At 67.7% G+C, this 16774-nt stretch carries 16 protein-coding genes; 11 read left to right on the plus strand and 5 right to left on the minus strand.

Going from position 1 to position 16774, the window contains the following annotated elements; translation table 11 throughout:
• Positions 1 to 13 precede the first annotated feature (13 nt).
• Positions 14 to 2353, minus strand: a complete 2340-nt coding sequence (locus ACFQ4H_RS05845) for a hypothetical protein (protein WP_377567776.1) — start codon at positions 2351 to 2353, stop codon at positions 14 to 16.
• Positions 2354 to 2464: 111 nt separating this feature from the next.
• Positions 2465 to 3379, minus strand: a complete 915-nt coding sequence (locus ACFQ4H_RS05850; protein WP_377567778.1) for a hypothetical protein — start codon at positions 3377 to 3379, stop codon at positions 2465 to 2467.
• Positions 3380 to 3859: 480 nt separating this feature from the next.
• On the opposite strand from ACFQ4H_RS05850, the gene ACFQ4H_RS05855 reads away from it, so the two are divergent.
• Positions 3860 to 4432, plus strand: coding sequence for a TMEM175 family protein (locus ACFQ4H_RS05855; RefSeq protein ID WP_377567780.1), 573 nt, complete (start codon positions 3860 to 3862; stop codon positions 4430 to 4432).
• A gap of 138 nt (positions 4433 to 4570) precedes the next feature.
• Here the strand turns inward: ACFQ4H_RS05855 and ACFQ4H_RS05860 are convergent, their stop codons facing one another.
• Positions 4571 to 4804 carry a hypothetical protein gene (locus ACFQ4H_RS05860; RefSeq protein ID WP_377567782.1) on the minus strand — a complete coding sequence of 78 codons (234 nt, stop codon included), beginning with the start codon at positions 4802 to 4804 and terminating at the stop codon, positions 4571 to 4573.
• A 214-nt stretch (positions 4805 to 5018) separates the two neighbouring features.
• The gene (locus ACFQ4H_RS05865) at positions 5019 to 5264 is read right to left on the minus strand and encodes a hypothetical protein (protein ID WP_377567784.1); all 246 of its coding nucleotides are present in this window, start codon (positions 5262 to 5264) and stop codon (positions 5019 to 5021) included.
• A 316-nt stretch (positions 5265 to 5580) separates the two neighbouring features.
• On the opposite strand from ACFQ4H_RS05865, the gene ACFQ4H_RS05870 reads away from it, so the two are divergent.
• The 6 genes from ACFQ4H_RS05870 (at position 5581) to ACFQ4H_RS05895 (ending at position 12745) form a co-directional block, all read left to right on the plus strand.
• Positions 5581 to 7098 (plus strand): WD40 repeat domain-containing protein, encoded by a 1518-nt coding sequence (locus tag ACFQ4H_RS05870; RefSeq protein WP_377567786.1) that lies wholly within the window; start codon positions 5581 to 5583, stop codon positions 7096 to 7098.
• The gene (locus tag ACFQ4H_RS05875) at positions 7040 to 7672 is read left to right on the plus strand and encodes a WD40 repeat domain-containing protein (RefSeq protein WP_377567788.1); all 633 of its coding nucleotides are present in this window, start codon (positions 7040 to 7042) and stop codon (positions 7670 to 7672) included. The genes ACFQ4H_RS05870 and ACFQ4H_RS05875 overlap by 59 nt, the downstream gene beginning before the upstream one ends.
• Before the next feature lie 142 nt (positions 7673 to 7814).
• Positions 7815 to 8234, plus strand: a complete 420-nt coding sequence (locus ACFQ4H_RS05880; RefSeq protein WP_377567790.1) for a DUF6817 domain-containing protein — start codon at positions 7815 to 7817, stop codon at positions 8232 to 8234.
• A gap of 56 nt (positions 8235 to 8290) precedes the next feature.
• Positions 8291 to 8716 carry a pantetheine-phosphate adenylyltransferase gene (gene coaD / locus ACFQ4H_RS05885; protein ID WP_377567792.1) on the plus strand — a complete coding sequence of 142 codons (426 nt, stop codon included), beginning with the start codon at positions 8291 to 8293 and terminating at the stop codon, positions 8714 to 8716.
• Between the two features lie 1823 nt (positions 8717 to 10539).
• The gene (locus ACFQ4H_RS05890; RefSeq protein ID WP_377567794.1) at positions 10540 to 12009 is read left to right on the plus strand and encodes an alpha/beta hydrolase; all 1470 of its coding nucleotides are present in this window, start codon (positions 10540 to 10542) and stop codon (positions 12007 to 12009) included.
• 430 nt (positions 12010 to 12439) lie between these two features.
• On the plus strand, positions 12440 to 12745 hold the full coding sequence (locus tag ACFQ4H_RS05895; protein ID WP_377567796.1) for a hypothetical protein: 306 nt from the start codon (positions 12440 to 12442) through the stop codon (positions 12743 to 12745).
• Between the two features lie 40 nt (positions 12746 to 12785).
• Here the strand turns inward: ACFQ4H_RS05895 and ACFQ4H_RS05900 are convergent, their stop codons facing one another.
• Positions 12786 to 13370, minus strand: a complete 585-nt coding sequence (locus ACFQ4H_RS05900) for an AfsR/SARP family transcriptional regulator (protein WP_377567798.1) — start codon at positions 13368 to 13370, stop codon at positions 12786 to 12788.
• Between the two features lie 572 nt (positions 13371 to 13942).
• Here ACFQ4H_RS05900 and ACFQ4H_RS05905 point away from each other — a divergent pair.
• Genes ACFQ4H_RS05905 through ACFQ4H_RS05920 form a run of 4 tightly spaced genes read left to right on the plus strand, consistent with a single transcriptional unit; the run spans position 13943 to position 16774 of the window.
• On the plus strand, positions 13943 to 14890 hold the full coding sequence (locus ACFQ4H_RS05905) for a hypothetical protein (RefSeq protein ID WP_377567800.1): 948 nt from the start codon (positions 13943 to 13945) through the stop codon (positions 14888 to 14890).
• A 9-nt stretch (positions 14891 to 14899) separates the two neighbouring features.
• Entirely contained in the window at positions 14900 to 16069 is a 1170-nt protein-coding gene (locus tag ACFQ4H_RS05910; protein ID WP_377567802.1) for a hypothetical protein, read from the plus strand.
• 13 nt (positions 16070 to 16082) lie between these two features.
• A complete protein-coding gene (locus tag ACFQ4H_RS05915; protein ID WP_377567804.1) occupies positions 16083 to 16514 on the plus strand; it encodes a hypothetical protein in 432 nt (143 codons plus the stop codon).
• Positions 16514 to 16774, plus strand: coding sequence for a hypothetical protein (locus ACFQ4H_RS05920; protein ID WP_377567806.1), 261 nt, complete (start codon positions 16514 to 16516; stop codon positions 16772 to 16774). Before ACFQ4H_RS05915 ends, ACFQ4H_RS05920 begins: the two co-directional genes overlap by 1 nt.

The raw sequence follows: 16774 nt of genomic DNA on the forward strand, positions 1-16774 counted from the left end.
GCTGGTCGACGCGTCACGGGCCGGTGGTCGTCGCGGTTGTCGATGGTGACGGTCGTCGGCCCCGGCGACGAGCGAGCTGGATTGCGCCGCCGACCAGCCAGAGCAGCAGCGGCAGCGTGGTGAGGACCCAGAACGCCGGCTTCGAGGTGGGGCTGCGGCGGGCCGCCTGCAGCTCGGTGAGTGGCCGCGCGGTGGACTCGCCGCCGAGCCAGACCAGGTTGCGGTCACCCTCGCTGGCAGCGGCGTAGGTGGCCTGGCGGACCGCCGTCGACAGCTCGGGTCGTTGCCCGGAGAACGTGTCGGCGTTCAGCCGGGACCGTGGGACGTCGGTCAGGTCCACACCGCCGTAGACGTACGTGACGGTCTCGATCATGTTGCCCCGTTGGGTGGTGCGCTTGACCTTGAATTCGCCGTCGGTGTACGACTTGACGTAACGCCGCCACACCTCCTTCGGGCTCCACGGCTGGCGGGCCGGCCAGTCGCTGGCGTCACCCCGGTCGATCAGGTGCGAGTACGTGGTGCGCTTGGTCTCGCTGCGCTCGCGGTACCACTGCGCCGCGACCCGGCTGACGTAGACCCGCCGCAGGTCGGCGTACTCCGGTGCGGTGTTCACCGCCTTCTCGATCTGCGGAAGGATCAGCCGCCGGTACAGGCTCTCGTTCTGCTTCGTCTCCGCGTCGCTCTGCCTGGCACAGCCCGCTTCGGAGCCCCCGACACCGACGGACTTGACGTAGTCGGTCTCCATCTTCACCGACAGGGGTGCGTCGAGGATGTACAGCTGGCCCTGGTCCTCCCGGACCGTGGCCGGTGCCGGCACGATCCACTGCCGCATCGACACGCACTTGGTCTCACCGACCAGACCGTCCCAGTACCGCTTGCCGGTAGCCGAGTCGGGATGGATCAGCTTGGCGACGGTCTTCTTCATCTCCAGGTCGGCCTCGAGCAGGATCCGGCCGGCGTCGGTCCGCCCGAACTGCGAGTCGATGATCCGGTTCGGCTCGTCAGGATTGAGGTTCACGGTGAACGCGCTCGTCGGGAGCACCAGCCAGACGAAGAACGCGTCGGAGGCGGTCAGGGCCGCGCGTCGTCCGCCGTAGGAGGGGTGATCCTCCGGTGCCGGCTGGGCACTGAACGCGTACTGCAGGCCGGGCCCGCCCTGGTAGGTGTCGGCGACGTAGCGCAGCTCGAGCGTGGAGAAGTCGACGCCGCCGAGCGGGTCCGCGCCGAGGTCCTCGTTGCCCAGGTCCGCGCCGAGTTGGTCCAGCACCTCCTGGCCGAAGGCGGCCTCGTCGGGAGAGTCCGGCGAGTCGGCGATCGCGTCGCTCAGTCCACCGTCGACGGGGTGCTGCGGTGCGCCGGGCGCGATCATGATCCCGCCGCCACCCTTCGGCGGGACGGGGGCAGGTCCGACCGGTTTGCCGGGGTCGTTGCCAGGGTCGTTGCCGGTGGCCGACGGCGCCGGGCCGCTGGCTGCCCGGCGGGCCTTGTCCGCCTCGTACGCGGGGTCCCGGGTCGGGGTGGGCTGCGGGATCGCTGGCATGAGGCGGACCACGATTGCCGGGGCGGGCGGCAGACCGGCGGCGATCCGGGCCTCGTTCACCGCCGTCGACTTGTTGGCATCATCGATCTGACTCAGCGTGCCCTTGGTCGGTTTGACGCGGAACACGTACACGACCTGGTTGCCGGTGCCGTCGACGAGTTCGACGTAGCCCTGTAGCTGTGCCTGGGCGCGCTTGGTCAGTTGGCGGGTGTCCTTGACCTCGAAGCCACGCTTGAGGTGCGGCTTGACCGGGAATGCGTCCGGCTCGACCGGGTATCTGGGGTCGACCTTCTCATCGAAGACGTAGTCGTCGGAGCCGGCGATGCGTACCTTGCCGAAGACCCAGTCGGCGAAGCCGTCGCCCCGGCTGTTGCTGTCGACGCCTCGCACGTGTCGCTGGACGAACACCTTCCAGCGTTTCTTCACCTCGCTGGCGGGTCGGTTGACCAACCCCGGGGCCTTGTTCTCCGCCCACTCCGCCAGCATGCGGTTCAGGGTTCCGTACGTGTACGCCTCGCGGCGCTTGAGCCCGAGCAGGTCCTCGGGCTTCGGCGGGTCCAGATCGGCGTACTCCAGCAGGTGGGGGGCTGCCTCGTAGCGGAAGGCCTCCCTCGGCCCGATCAAGTCCGGATCGTCCACGCCCTGACCGGGCAGCGGCTCGTACCACTCGCTCGGCACGGCGGTGGGCGCCGGGCTCGGCGCGGCGAAGACCGGTGCCGTGCCGACGGCCACGTACAGCGCCATGCCCAGCACGACGAGGAACGCCGCCATCCGGCGCATGGACACCCGGTGCGGCAGTGTTCGATGGGCCACGTCCACTCCCCGGACGGCGGGATCCGGCGCCTGGCGCCGGAGAAGTCCACCCCAGTCTCACGAATGCCTGCATATGTGTCAATGAAACCGTGGTGGGGTGGTTGCCGAGCGTTACGCCATGAACGCCTCGTACTGGTCGACCAGCAACTGCGGATCATGCCGCTTCACGAGCGTCTTGAGTGCCAGATGAGGCAGGCCGGCGGCACCACCGTCCTTCTGCTGCCGCACGTACGGCTGGCCGCCGTACGGGTTGACCTCCGGATCGCCGTGCCGGTACGTCCAGTGGCCGTTCCTCGCCCGGCGCAGCGACTCGCCGGTGTACCAGGCGGCCCCCTCGACGAACTCGGCCTGCTCCGGGGCGTGGAACGCCTCCAGCGTCGGGGTGACCCGCAGCACCAGCGCGCCCAACACCGCCAGCGACGCCACCGAGAAGTCCCACGTGGTGCCCTGGCCGTACCGTGCGACCCAGTTCGGGAACGACTGTTCCCGCGTGGCCAGCCAGCGGGCCAGATACTCACGCTCGGACTCGACGACCGGCACCGGGTCCACCAGCGGCGTCGGCTGTTTGGTCGGCGACCACGACGGGTGCGCCGTCCGGTACGCCTGCACGGTAGCGGTCCAGTCGGCGTACTGACGCTCGAAGACGTCCCCGGTCCGGTCCCGCACCGCCGTCAGGACCAGGTCCAGTGGTGCCAGCGACGGCAGCGCCAGCGCCTGGTCGGCGTGGATCGGCGGTACGTGCCACGGCCTCGGGTCGTCGGTCGGCTCCCAGTGGCCGCCGGCCAACCGGAGCAGCATCTCACCGACGTACGCTGCGGCACCCTCGATGATCCACTCCGCGTCCTCGTCCTGGTCCATGACCTCCGGCTCCTCGAAACGGTCCGTCAGGTACCGCTCGAGGTCCGGCAGGGAGCGCAGGGAGAAGTCCAGGTCCAGTTCGTCCTCCCGCGCGCCGATGTCACGCAGGTGTTCCAGCCGCTCCGGCAGCCGGATGAGCCATTCGTCGCCGTCGTCCTTGGAAGCCATACCGCGCAGGGTACCGGGCGGGCCCGCTCCGGGCGGAAACACGTGTGGTCATTTCTTGGCATCGTGGGATCACGGTGACAGCTGAATTCAACGACACCCGGTGCTGTCGTCCGCGAACGGCCCCGGTGAAGAGTTTTCCGCGCGTCGCCGAACCGAGGCTTTTCTGACCCGTGCCGTGCCTGCCGTGCTGTGCCTGACGTGCCGGTAAGGTGCGGCGACGGGATCCGTGCCCTTACCGAATCCCGCTTCGCCGAATCGCAACCGGTTCGGCGCAGATGCCGTTGCCGACATTTGTCGAGCTTGCACTTTCTGTCGACAGAAAGCGGTTGCCGGGTACGTTGACGAGCGCGCCGGGTCGGGTTCCGGGGCGAGTCGGCCGGTCGATACGCTTCTCCTTTGCCGAACTGGTCTCCGACCTGGGCAAAGCGCGCTGCTTGCCAGCGCCGTTGCCGGTAGGGTCGAGGAGTGCCAACCAGGCGTATGGAGGCGTTCAGCGACGGAGTTATCGCGATTCTGATAACTGTCATGGTGCTCGACCTGCGTATCCCGCATGGCACCACCTGGTCGGCGCTCACCGACTCGGCACCGGTCTTCCTGTCGTACGTGCTGAGTTTCGTCTATCTGGGTATCTACTGGAACAACCATCACCACATGCTCATGGCGACCGACCGGGTGAGTGGGCTGGTGCTCTGGGCCAACCTGCATCTGCTGTTCTGGCTGTCGCTCATCCCGTTCACCACGGGGTGGATGGGCGAGAACGAGTTCGCTGCGACGCCCGCCGCCGTCTACGGCATTGTCCTGCTGGCTGCGGCAGTGGCTTACTTCGTACTGCGGAGTGCCATCATCCGCGTGCAGGGTAATAGGTCGACCCTCGCAATCGCGGTCGGCCGCGACCTCAAGGGAAAGATATCGCCGGTACTCTATGCGATTGGGATCGGGTTTGCTGCGGTCAACCGCTGGCTCTCTCTGGCCGTCTATGTCGCGGTCGCGCTCATGTGGCTGGTGCCGGACCGTCGGGTCGAGCGGACGCTTGGCGCTTTCTCGCGGCGGTGATCCTGCGTACCGTACAAGCAGATATCGATGTCAGCTACGGGTGGAATCCGGTGGTGCCTGATCGTCGGAACATTTTCGCGAAAAGTGCCGTGCGTGCGGCGACTTCCCGAGTCCGATGCATACGCGCCGGCATCGCTTCTATTCACTCATGCCGAGCGGGTCGGTCCTGACGTACCGCATCGTCCAGGTGTCGTCCTGCTCGGTATCGGGGGCGCGTTCGTACAGGTGGTCGGCGTTGATACCGGCGGCGTCGGCATCGTCGTGCTGAGACAGGACCCAGTGCGCCGGTGGACGACCGTCGGGTTCGGTTGGTAGATCGCGAACGGCACCGTCGGCGGGCCCGCCGAGGAAACGGACGGTCACGTGATTCATGAGACACCCTTCCGAGGCAATGCTCCCCGTTCGTAATCCCCGGTTTGAAGATCGCTAACGCCGTTCCAGACGCGAGTACATGATGCCTGATTGGTGGCGGCAGCCCGGGCAGTCGCGACAGATCCAGCAGATCCAACAGAGAGGGCAGGGAGAATGGAACAGGGCGTGCCGACGCGGCAGACCGGCATGGCCATCCTCCGGTCCGTGACGCTCGTCAGTGCTGTCGTACCCGGTAGAGGTCGCGTAGCAGGGCGATCTCTGCTCCGTGATGCAGCACCTCCTGGCGTAGGGCCAGCATCTCGCTGAGCTGGCCCAGACGCCAGGCGATGGTGGTGAACGGCGGCGGCACGGGGTGCGGGCTCGATGCGGTGTCACGTCCCCATTCGCCCGCACCGACCAGGTGCGTCGCACGCGCGCCGGGCCCGTCCGAATGCCGTCGGATCGACCAACAGCCGGCCACGGGTTCCCAGAGTGGGCTCTGGCATCGGACGCGGGATTGCTGGTCTGCAACCTGTCATGGCTGGATTGATACGGCGACCGGTTTCAGCAGGCTCCTTCCGACGGACGTGACCTGGCGGCGACGGAACTCGATGCTGGTCTGGTAGAAGGTGCAGGTGTCTCAGATCGCTCCTAGGGAACAGTCCCACCCGGGTGGGCAGTACGCGGCACACAGGTCGGGTGTGCGATTCCTGGCCGATGTGGTGGACGATCGGAGCCCGAGCGGAGCCTGGTCGGTGCGGTGGTTGCGGGTTGGTCAGCGGCCCTACCCGCATCGGATGTTGCACCGGGAACCGTTGTCGGCGGTCGCGGCGGGGCGGCTGGCCGACGGTCGCTTGGTCGCGGTGCTCGGTGCGTACGGCGGTCTGGACGTCTACGACCTGGTGTCCGGCGAACGCCTGGCCCGGTTCGATGCCGGGCACGGGGAGGATTGCGGGGTTGCTGTCGGTCGGGGAGAGGACGGGCACCTGGTCGCGGTGTCCGGCGGCGTGGACGGCGTGGTCCGGGCATGGAGTCTCGAAGGCGGACCGGGCCTCATGTGGGCGTCGACAGAGTCGATCGGTGCGGAGGTGTACGCCGTCGCCATTGGCGTTCTGCCGGATGTTGGACCGGTGGCGGTTTCGGCTGGCGTGGACGGCATGATCCGGATCCACCGGCTGGGCAGCGGCGAACTGCTACGTACGCTCGGCGCTGACGAGCAGGGCGCGGTGATGGCGCTGGCGGTCGGCAGGATGTCCCCCGACCGGCCGATCGTGGTGGCCGGCAGTGACTCCGACGTGCTCGTCTGGGACCTCGCCTCCGGCACGCTGCTCGGCGACGGCGACGGCGACGGCGACGGCGACGGCGACGGCGACGGCGACAGCGACAGCGACGTCTATGGCTACGGCGCACACAAACGGACCGTCTATGGAGTCGCGGTGACCCGGTTGCCGGACGGCCGGACGGTGTTCGCCTCTGTTGGTGGCGACGACCACGTGTCGATCGAAGATCTGACGAACCAGGAGCCCATGACCGAACACCGGTGGGTCTGGGGCTGCCAGCAGTGGGGCAATGCGGTGGCGTCGATCCGGCTGCCGGATGGCCATGATGGTTGGGTCACCGCTGGTGAGGATGGGTCGCTGCGGTTGTGGACGGTGACGGGCAGCCCGTTCGGGCCGCCGTTGCTCGGCCATCTCGGGCGGGTCCGATCCGTCGCGGCGGACACGCTGCCGGACGGTCGCGTGGTGCTGGTCTCCGCCGGTGACGACGGCGCCCGGGTGTGGGAACTACCCGAGACCTGGACTGCCGGTGGTGACAGCGACGTCGACATCTGGCAGGGACACGGTGACGACCAGGGCAGCGGGCCCGATTGCCGGTACGGCTCGTCCGCCGGTGCGATCACAGCCGTGTCCTCGCTCGCGTTCCTTCCTCCGGCCGCACCTGGGCCCTCGCCCGGGGAAGCGTCGACGCCCGTGGTCATCTCTGCCGGTCCTGACCGTACGGTTCGGGTGCTGGGACGCGATCACGGGAGCATCCGTCGGAGAGACGATCACCCCTCACGTCGACGCCTCCGGTCGGCGGATCAGCGGCGTGAGACGGGTGGCCGTGGCCGGCCTACGCCAGCTCGACGGCCGGGAACTCGTCGTCTGCGTCGCCGAGGAGTATCCCGACGGACTCGCCTCCGTCCTACGAAGCTACGACCGAGTCACCGGCCGGCTCCGCGGTGCGCCCATCGTCTGGCCGCGACGGTCGACCAGCGTGCTGCTCTCGACCCACCTTCCCGACGGTCGGCCAGTACTGGTCATCGGTTGGGGTGACGAAGGCGTACAGGTGCTTGCCGAGGACGGGACACCCGTGGGTCGGCCGTTCGCCGATGCTGAAAGCGGATACGGCTATGTGTACGCGTGCGCCGTGGGCGAGGACGCACATGGGCGCAAGATCGTGGCTACCGCTCACAGCCGTGGTCGGGTCGCGCTGTGGGACCTGACCGACCGCCGGTTGATCGAGCAGCCGGAGATCGGCGGCGGCACCGTGCAGTCGCTGGCCTTCGGGCAGCTCGTTGACGGGCGGCGGGTGCTGGTCTGTGGCGGAGACAGGGCGGTTCACGTATGGGACCTCGCCGCTCGCCGGCCGGTGTGTCCGCCGTTGATCGGCCACGAGTACGGTGCCGTGGCGCTGGCGATGGTGCGCTTGCCGGACGGTGCGAGGGTGCTCGTCACCGCCGGTGTCGACGCCACGCTACAACTGTGGGAGCCGACCACCGGCCATCACCTTCGTACGATCGCGCTGCATGCCGCCGCCACCTGCCTGACTCCGATCAGCCCGGAAGCGCTGGCCGTCGGCACGACCCAGGGGCTGCTTCGTATCGATCTGCGCGTGGCAGCTACGTGAGTGTCGGGACCTGGACCTGTCGCAGCGGCGCGGCGGGAAGAAACGGCCCGTCTCCGGAGTGCCAGACGTATCCAGGGTGCTGTGACATATTGCCCACGCCCAGGGGCCAGCGAATCCGACAGTCGATACCTACAGTCGGGCCATGAGCACTTACAACGGCGTGCGGGTCTGGCTCCGCCGGCATGGAGCTGAGCAGATCGTGCATCCCGGGGGCAACCTGTACGCCCACCTGTGTCGAGTCAGCGAACGACTCGCCGCGCTTGGCTGCGGCAGTGAGGTGCAAGCCGCGGGCCTTACCCACGCCGTCTACGGCACCGACGGGTTCGACCTTGCCCTGCTCGATGGGGCCGATCGTGCTGTGCTACGCGATCTCGTTGGTGTCGACGCCGAGGAGCCTGTCTATCTGTACGGCGCCTGCGACCGTGGACGAAGCTGGCGGGAGCTGGCAAATACCGGCCAGGTGTTTCACCGCTGTACCTACTTCCGGGAACTGTTCGCCTCTTGGGCCCCACTGGCTTCCGAGCAGGTCATCCGCGATGCACAGCGAGTCTTGCGGCCGTGACACCCGAACCATCGGCAGGGCCGCGTTCGATAGCATGCACTACCGGTCGCGTACGCGTGCGAGCCGTCTATCCCGGCAGCTTTGATCCCTTCACCCCCGGGCATTTGAATGTGGTGAACCGGGCGCGCGACCTCTTCGACGAAGTGGTCGTGCTCGTCGCGGTCAACAGCATCAAGCATCCGGGCACCGACGAAGAGGAGCGAGCGGCTGCTGTTCGGGCCGTTCTGCCGGTCGAGTGGACCTCCGTCACCGTTGCGGCCTGGAGCGGGTTGACCTCCACCTACTGCCATCGTCATGAAGTAGGAGTGATCGTTCGCGGCGTGCGTAACACCACCGACCTTCGGACCGAGTACCAGCTCGCCGCGATGAACGAGTCGCTGGGTGTCCCCACGGTGTTTCTGCCTGCGCAGCCCGAACTGGCCGCGGTGTCTTCGACTGCGGTGCGCGCGCTGGGGAAGTGGCCTTCGTCCACGCAGCCGTAGACTGCCGGACATTGACGAACCCCTCGTCGGACCGCCGCCGGACAATCATGAGACTGTCCGCGTCAAGATCAAGCGACATTGGAGTGCCAAGCCAGGCCAGCGGGGAGTGAGGTGGCCATTTCGATCGCAGAGAAGACGTGGCCGGGCCGCACGGGAGGGCGCAGCGCGGTGCGGAACAGCCAGCCACCCAGTCGACATGTACGACGAGACGGCGATCGACCTGCTGAAGGCCGGCTCAGGCGAGACAGGCCGCCAACCGCGCTCGCGAACCTGTCAGGGTGCGAACCTTGCCCTCCGGTCAAGGCGAAGCTGAACGTGGTGGCCTGGCTCAGCGACCGTGCAAACGCGGCCAGCGAGAAGATCACCAACGCTGGCGGGGCTGCCAAACAGTAGCGCCCTCGGAAGGAGTCGACTGAGGTTTCCATCATTGCCGGGCAGTCAGCCGGCGCATGCCGGTCTGTTCGTTGTGAACACATTCGAGCTGACCTCGTCCTCGTTCTCGTCCAGCGCCCAAACGAACCATGCGATGGACGCTGCCGAGGAAGGCAAGGAGCCGTCGCCGGGCCTCGGTGCCGGCCCACTGAACCGGGTTGGACCGCCGTCGAGGTTCGCACCGGTCCAGCTTCCGTCCTGGTTCTTGGTGTGCACGATGACCCGGGTGTCGGTGAAGCCCACGGTGCTGGCCGAAACATTGAGGTACCAGCCGCCGGAGCGGCAGGCTGCGGTGGCGCTGCCGGTGATGCTGCGGCCGGGCGGGTTGGGCGGTAGGAAACCTGGCTTGCTGGCCGGGGGTGGGGGAGCGGCAGTGGTTGTCCGGGCCACCGGTCGGCTGGTTGTTCCGGGCTTCGGCTGGGCGGGCGTGCGAGTGCTCTCCTGCGGCTGCGGAGTTGGGCTACCCACAGTGGAAGGCGGGTTCGATGGTGCGCCTGACACGGAAGTAGGGGCCAGAATCGGCGGATAGGCCGGGGGTGCAGCCTCAGTCTGCCCATGCCCTCCCGGCGACGTGGGATCGCGGGTCAGCCAGAGAGTGCCACTGGCCAGTGCGAGCACCGCAAGCAGTACGACGGGCAACAGATTGCGCGGCAAGGTCGATCGTGCGGCCGGCGTTTGCGAGGACTGATCCTCCGCCGCAGCCTTGGGTGTGTTTTGCGTAGACCCGATCGGGGCCGACGTCAGCTCGCTCGATGCCGGCCGTACCGGACCGGGCAACCTGGCGCCGCATTCGAGGCAATATGGGCTGCCACTGTCGTCGCTGTATCCGCATAGCTCGCACACGATGAGCACGAGGCGACGATATCCGGAGAACGGCCTTCCGTGTCTGCGCTTACCCCGGGCCCCAGCCGCCCGACGCGACACCCAGCAAGATCAGGGCCCGACAAGACAGTGGCGACAACACCAAATCCGCGGCCGTGGCGGCAGGCTATCCTGTGGTCGGTGTCGTACAGGCTTCGACTGTGCCGGCGTCATCGGCGTAGGACCGTCGCAGTCACCGATCACCTGGCCCTGGGTGTGTCGTCTGATTGGCTTGATACCGCCGATGCTGCTGCCACCTCGACCACCACGTCGGCACCGGGTTTCCGGTCGTAAGCCCTCCCGACGACCGCAAGGTGTTGTGTGGGACCCGACGCTGGGTCGCCGAGCAGGCCATCGTCCTGCCGCCCTGGTTCGGGCGCCCTCCGGTGCGATGGGAGATCCGCGACGACATCAAGCCGTTCGGAGCCCGGCGACTCGACCGCGGGTGCGTCAGTGAATGGGGAGAAGTGAGAGGGCGTCGACCGATCGACCTCTTCTGCGATGATGACTGATGAAGTTAGATGTATGGAATGAGCCGAGTCAGGACCGCCATCGCCGCAGTGATTCTCGGGATTCTGCTGCCTGCCCCACCTGCCGTCGCGGCCGAGCCGGCAGCCCCGCCGCTTGCCTGGGGCCCATGCAGTGACGTCGGCAGTCGCCTGGAGTGCGCCACCGTCCAGGTGCCACTGGACCATGCTGATTCGGGTGGGCCGAGCATCGACCTTGCCATCTCACGTCTGCGGGCGGCCGACCCGTCGCGCCGCCGTGGGGTGCTGCTGGTCAATCCGGGCGGGCCGGGCGGAAGCGGTCTCGGCTTGCCGGAGTACATCGCCCAACTGCTCGCCGGCCATCCGCAGGTGCTCCAGGAGTTCGACCTCATCGGCTTCGATCCACGCTTCGTCGGCCGATCGTCACCGGCGACCTGCGGCCTGGTCGGTGAGGACATCGCGATCCTGCGCTGGCCGGGAGCGGCGGGCTTCCCCGCCGAGGTGGCACAGGCCAGGTCGATCGCGCGACGCTGTGCCGCACACGCCGGCTGGGCCATCCCGTACGCGACGACCGCCGACTCGGCGCGGGACCTGGACCTGATCCGGGCGGCCCTCGGTGAGCGCAGGTTGTCGTACCTCGGCTACTCCTACGGCACGACCCTCGCGCGGGCGTACGTCACGCTCTTCCCGCACCGGGTCGACCGGTTCGTGCTGGACAGCAACACCGATCCGACGGTATCCGGTCGAGAGAATCTGCGGGCGTTCGGCCCCAACTTCGAACGGATGCTCTGGCTCTTCGCCTCGTCAGCTGCCAGGAACGATGCCCGGTACGGGCTGGGTAGGGATGCCCGCACGGTGCGCCAGGTGGTGGACGAACTCGTCGCGCGGGCGGAGGACGAGCCGTTGCCGGTCGGGGAGGAGATCTTCACCGCGGCCGAACTCCGGACCCTGATCTTCCGGATGCTCTACGCCGAGAACCGGTTCGACTACCTCGGTCGATTCCTCGGCATCGTCCGTGCCGGTCAGCCGCTTCCGGCCGACCTCGCGTTCATGATGAACGCGGGCCGCTGGGACACGCCACCGCCGGCCCCGGCGGACAACGCCGTGGCGGCGTACTTCCTCGTCACCTGCGCGGACGACAGGTGGCCGACCGAGGTTGCGCGGTACCGGGCCGAACACGTGGCCGACAGCCGTACCTACCCGTTCTTCGGGCCCGCCGCCGCCAACATCTCGCCATGCGCGTTCTGGCCGGAGGTCGACCGCAGTCGGATGCGGAGCTTCACCGGTAGCCGGGTTCCAGTGCTGCTGATCAACTCGGTGGGTGATCCTGCCACCCCGTACCCGGGCGCGCTGGCCACCCGGCGGATGATGCCCAACGCTCGCCTGGTCACGGTCCCGGTGAGCCACCACGCCGTGTTCGGGGAGTACCCGAACGCCTGTGTGGAGGAAGCCGCCGTCGGCTATCTGCTCTCCGGCAGGTTGCCCGTACGCGATCTGACCTGCCCGGCCTGAGACGTACCACCCGGGTGGCAGAGAAACTGGCCCCTGTGTGGCGCGGACCCCGGGGCAGATCCCCGGGGCGTCCGACCGGACAGTGACTGGTGGCGGTAACTACAGTTGGCGTATCGACGGTCAACGACGGAAAGAGGCTGGCGCCGGGCGAGGCTCCGTGGTCTTCAGGCTGGATTGGGCTGCGGTGGGGGCGCTCGGTGGCGTTGCCGCGGCCATCATCGCCTTCCTCGCCTATGCGGTTCCGCGTGACCCCTTCCCGGCCCGCCCGTTCTCCGGTTCGGAGGTCCCGTCAGCTCCGGCGACCTCACCGGCTGCACCTGCCCGTCCGGAAACAGGCGCAGCGGCACCGGACACGACATCGCCTGGATCGAGCGCGACGGCACCTCGACCAGGCGGCACGGCACCTCGAACGCCCGACCTGGGACCGCCGATGTCGCTGGAGCCACTGCTCCCCGCCGGCTGCGCGGAGGCACTCGCGGTCGTCGACCGGTACTACCGGACCGCAGGTTCGACCAGGCTGAGCCAGCAGGCCGCCGCGACGGAGGCGTACCAGGGGATGATGGGTGCGAGTCTGGAGGCGGAGGGAGCCGTCCATCCGGTGACGGTGGCGCTGTCGCAGGACTTTTCGGAAATGCGCTTCATACTGGCGGGGATGGTGTCGGGGGACTATGCGGCGGTGCAGGCCAGGACGTCCAGGGATGTGCAGACCCTTCGGGATGTCTGCAACACCAATTGACAACCGTACGGGTCACTGGCGTTGCTTGTGACATGGCGGTTCAGACCGGTGCGACGAGGCCACGCAGTAGTTGGGAAGTGGCCGGTGTCGGTTCGACTCCGAACTCCTCACGCAGGATCTCCTGGCACTGCCGGAATTGGCGTATCGCTTCACCGAGATTGCCCTCGGCGAGGTGCACCAGGATTGCGGCGCGATGAGCGGTTTCCCGCAGCGAGTCGGCACGGAGTGCGGCGAGGGCGGCTTCCAGCGCGAGGCCGTACCGCCCCTGATCGGTGAGCCGCTCGGCCAGCCGCTCCAGGGCGTGCAGGCGCAGCTGTCGCAACCGTTCACGATCGACGACCAGCCAGTCCTCGGGCCAGTCGGGGACCAGGTCGCCCTGAAACCGGGCGCTGAGCCACCAGAGCGGAAGATCCCCCATCTGCTCGTCGAGGAGGCGGCGGGCCGTCGCTGTCATTTCCCGGACATCTATTCCGACCGTTCCGGCGAGTTCGACGGTGTTGGCCGTCGCGGCGACGATGCCGCGGTGCAACTGCTGGATCCGCCAGATGCTGGTACGCAGGCTGGCCATGGCCCGGTCCTCGGCAACCTCGGGCCAGAGTGTGCCGGCAATGCGGCTGCGGCTCATTGGGCCCCGGATACCGAGCAACCCAAGGAGTTTCTGGGCGCTTACCGGCACGTCGACCGGTTGTCTTTCGATGAGCAGGGAAAACCCACCCAGCAAGGTGAGGCTGATGTCTTGTGGTGCCCCCATGCGTTCAGCGTGGGGTTCGTGGATCTTTTGGTCAATGTCTGAATCCCGACCCGGAGATCAGGCCGACAGCCTGCGGCGATGGGCGTCCCGCCGGCCGGTGTGACGTACCGGTGACGGATGGCGGCGGACGCTATTCCAAGAACATCAATGTAATTGTGGTCGCCATTCTTCTGTTCGGCTCTGCACTGTTGGCGGCAGTCGTACGCCTTGTCAGGCATCACCGCCATCAAGGTGTTCTGGGATGGGATGCCGCCAATGATGGGTCCATCGTTCGGGTCCGGATCACGACCACGAACCGGCCCGCCCGAATCGTCGGGGCCGTCGCCCACACCACCGAACCCGCCACGGTGCCGCCTTCGCGAAGCAGTGCTGAGCACGGTGACGCAGCGCTGACGACGGGGTGATGGCGGGCTGTCACCGTGTTGCGCCGAAGGGAGGTCGCGACAGTGGACTTTGTCGACAGCGTATTGGTGCGCCTGGCTGACCCGGCCGCACGCACAGCGCTCTTCACCGAAGCCTCGCTCGGCCATCTCGTGGAGGCGGCCTTCGACACCGAGGCAATGCCGGTGTCGACGCCGTACTCGCCCGTCTTCGACGAACTGCGGCTCGGGTTCGCGGAGCCGCCCTCCGCTGTCGTGGAAGGGGAGTTGCTCGGCGCGGGTGGCCTGGAGCGCACCGAACTTCGCCTACGCCTGCACGGTCTGGGCCACACCGCAGCCCTGCGTGCCGAGGCGATCTGGCGCGGCGCGCTGGTGGTACGCACCGCCCCGATGGTCGATCGGATCGAGATGGTCGAGGTCGCGCTGCCGTCGCTCGACGTCGACCAGCAGATCGTCGCCGAGCTTGGTTCGCTTCCGACCGACCCGCAGGTGCTGGAGGCGGAGCGGCGATCCCGGGTACTGGCTCGGATGCGATCCGGTCTGGACCAGCCGGCCGGATTCACCGAGAACCACCTTGACCGGGTACTTGCCGGGGTGGGGGCGCGCAGTGTCTCTGATCTGACGGTACGGCTGCGCGGACAGGCGCAGGCGGGAACGGTCCAGGTCCGGTTCACCGAACCGGGCGATGTGCAGCCGAGCGCCAGGCCGCTGCCCTTCGCCGCCGCGATCCTCGTACGCGATCAGGGTTTCTCGCTCGCGGGGCTGCTGGCCGAGAGCAGGCTGATCCGTGCCCGTGCCCAGGATCTCGGACTGGAGCTGCCCGCCGAGGCGGCAGTACGTCGCCGGGCCCGGGTGGTCGTCGTGTGGATGGTGCCGGAAGCCGTCTTCGACGACGACGCCTGGCCGGGCGGGACGGCCGGGACGGCGGAACAGCAACGGGCACAGCGGTTCGCACGAGCCGGGGAGTGGCTTGGCAGGGAAGGCATCGGACTCGTCGCGGTGCCGTCTATCTAAGGAGGATCAGTGGCTATCGCAGCTGCTTACCCGTACGTGGAAGTCAAGATCGTGCCACCTCCTGCGCCGCTGGCGCAGCGCTCACCCGGCGTCATCGCGGTCGTGGGCAAGGCACCGTCCGGAGCGGATGGGGGTGCTGCTCCGCCCAATACGCCGGTGCGGATCGAGACCCTTGACGACGCCGTGACGAACTTCGCCCGGCTCAACGCCGGCAACGTCCTGCGCAATGCGCTCTACAACTCCCTCGAGCTGGCCTTCCTCCAGGATCCTCGCCCGTCCAAGGTGTACGGCGTCAAGGTCAGCGGTGACGACTACGCGGTAGCGCTCGCCGGTCTCGAAGCGGCCGACGACGTGACCATGGTGTCGCTGGCCAACGAGGTTGCCGTCGGTACCCCGGCCGGCAGCGGTGCGGCAACCAACCTGCATGCGCTCAAGGCACACGTCGAGTCGATGTCGGCGGCGGGGCAGCGGCGCCTCGGGTTCGCCATGGTCGACCCGGCTGAGGCGAAGAGTGCCACCTACGTCGCCGACATCGTCGCCGACGTCACCTCGCTCAAGAGCAGCACCAGCCGGATGGTGATGATCGCCGCTCGGGGTGCCACCGTCGACGCGGCCACCGCCGCGATGGCCGCCGTCGCCGGCCTGCCGGTGCACCACAGCATCGTGCTGAAGAAGATCCGGGGCATCACCATCCCGGTTGCCCAGCAGTACAGCCCCAGTGAGATCAAGGGCCTCTCGGAGGCGAACCTGACCCCGGTCATCGATCCGGCCCTGATCACCGGGGAGAGCCTGCACTTCGCCGATGGCCGCCTCTTCACCAGTGATGCCAGCATGCTGCACGTCGACCTGGTTCGCACCCTGGACCAGATCGAGTTCAACCTGCGCGCCGGTCTGATCGGTCTGATCGGCGACTCGCGGATCACCAAGGCCGGTATGACCCAGCTGAAGGTCCAGGTCGACAGCATCCTCGGTCCGTTGCAGCGGCAGGCGGTGATCGACGACTACAAGGTCGAAATCCCGGTGCTCGACATCCTGAGGATTCCGGAGGCGGCCCGGACCACGATCGACACCGCGATCCTGACCACCGCGCGGGAGAACCGGACCGTCGACCTGGTCGTCACCATCACCTACGGCCCCGCCGTCAGCCGCCTGCTGGTCACGCTCGTCGCCAAGTTCTGAGAAGGATTCTGAGATGCCTGAATGGAACACCAAGCTCGCGGTGACCTACACCAAGGGCTCCGAGACCTTCACCATTTCGCCGATCGACTCGTTCAGCCCGTCGTTCGCCATGAACGTCGAGCCGTTGCACTCGGTCGAGGCCAGCCACATCGGAGCGATCTACTCGCCACCGACCATCAACTTCTCGATGACGGTCAAGGCGATCGGCCCGATCGTCGGACAGCTCACCAAGCTGGCCATCGACGGCGAGCTGTTCAACATCTCGCTGCTCGAGCTGGTCGGCGACGACTGGACCTTCTCGTCGTTCGTACTCGAGGACTGCCTCATCACGAGCGCGTCACCGACCACGGCGACGGTGTCCGGGGCACCGGCGGCGACCTTCAGCGGATTCAGTCTGACCGCCAAGGTCGACCCCAAGGTCGGCGACCTGAGTTCGCTGCCCTGATGACCGAGGGAACGGGAGCATGGCGAGCCAGCAAGGTGCTCAGCACCGGGCTCGCCGTAGTTCACGAGGGTGAGTGGGTGGTTGCCGGGCCCGGTAGCGCGGCAGAGGCCGAGGCGTACGTCGAGCAGGAGAGCGCGACCATCCACTACCACTTTCCGGTCGAGATCGAGGTGGTCTCGACGGGCCAGGCCGTCGACCCGGACATGTTGGTCGAGTTGGCCCTGAGCCGCCTTGCCGAGAACCTGGAGGATGTGGCCTGA

The organism is Micromonospora sonneratiae (assembly GCF_042679305.1).
Classification (GTDB): Bacteria; Actinomycetota; Actinomycetes; order Mycobacteriales; family Micromonosporaceae; genus Micromonospora_H; species Micromonospora_H sonneratiae.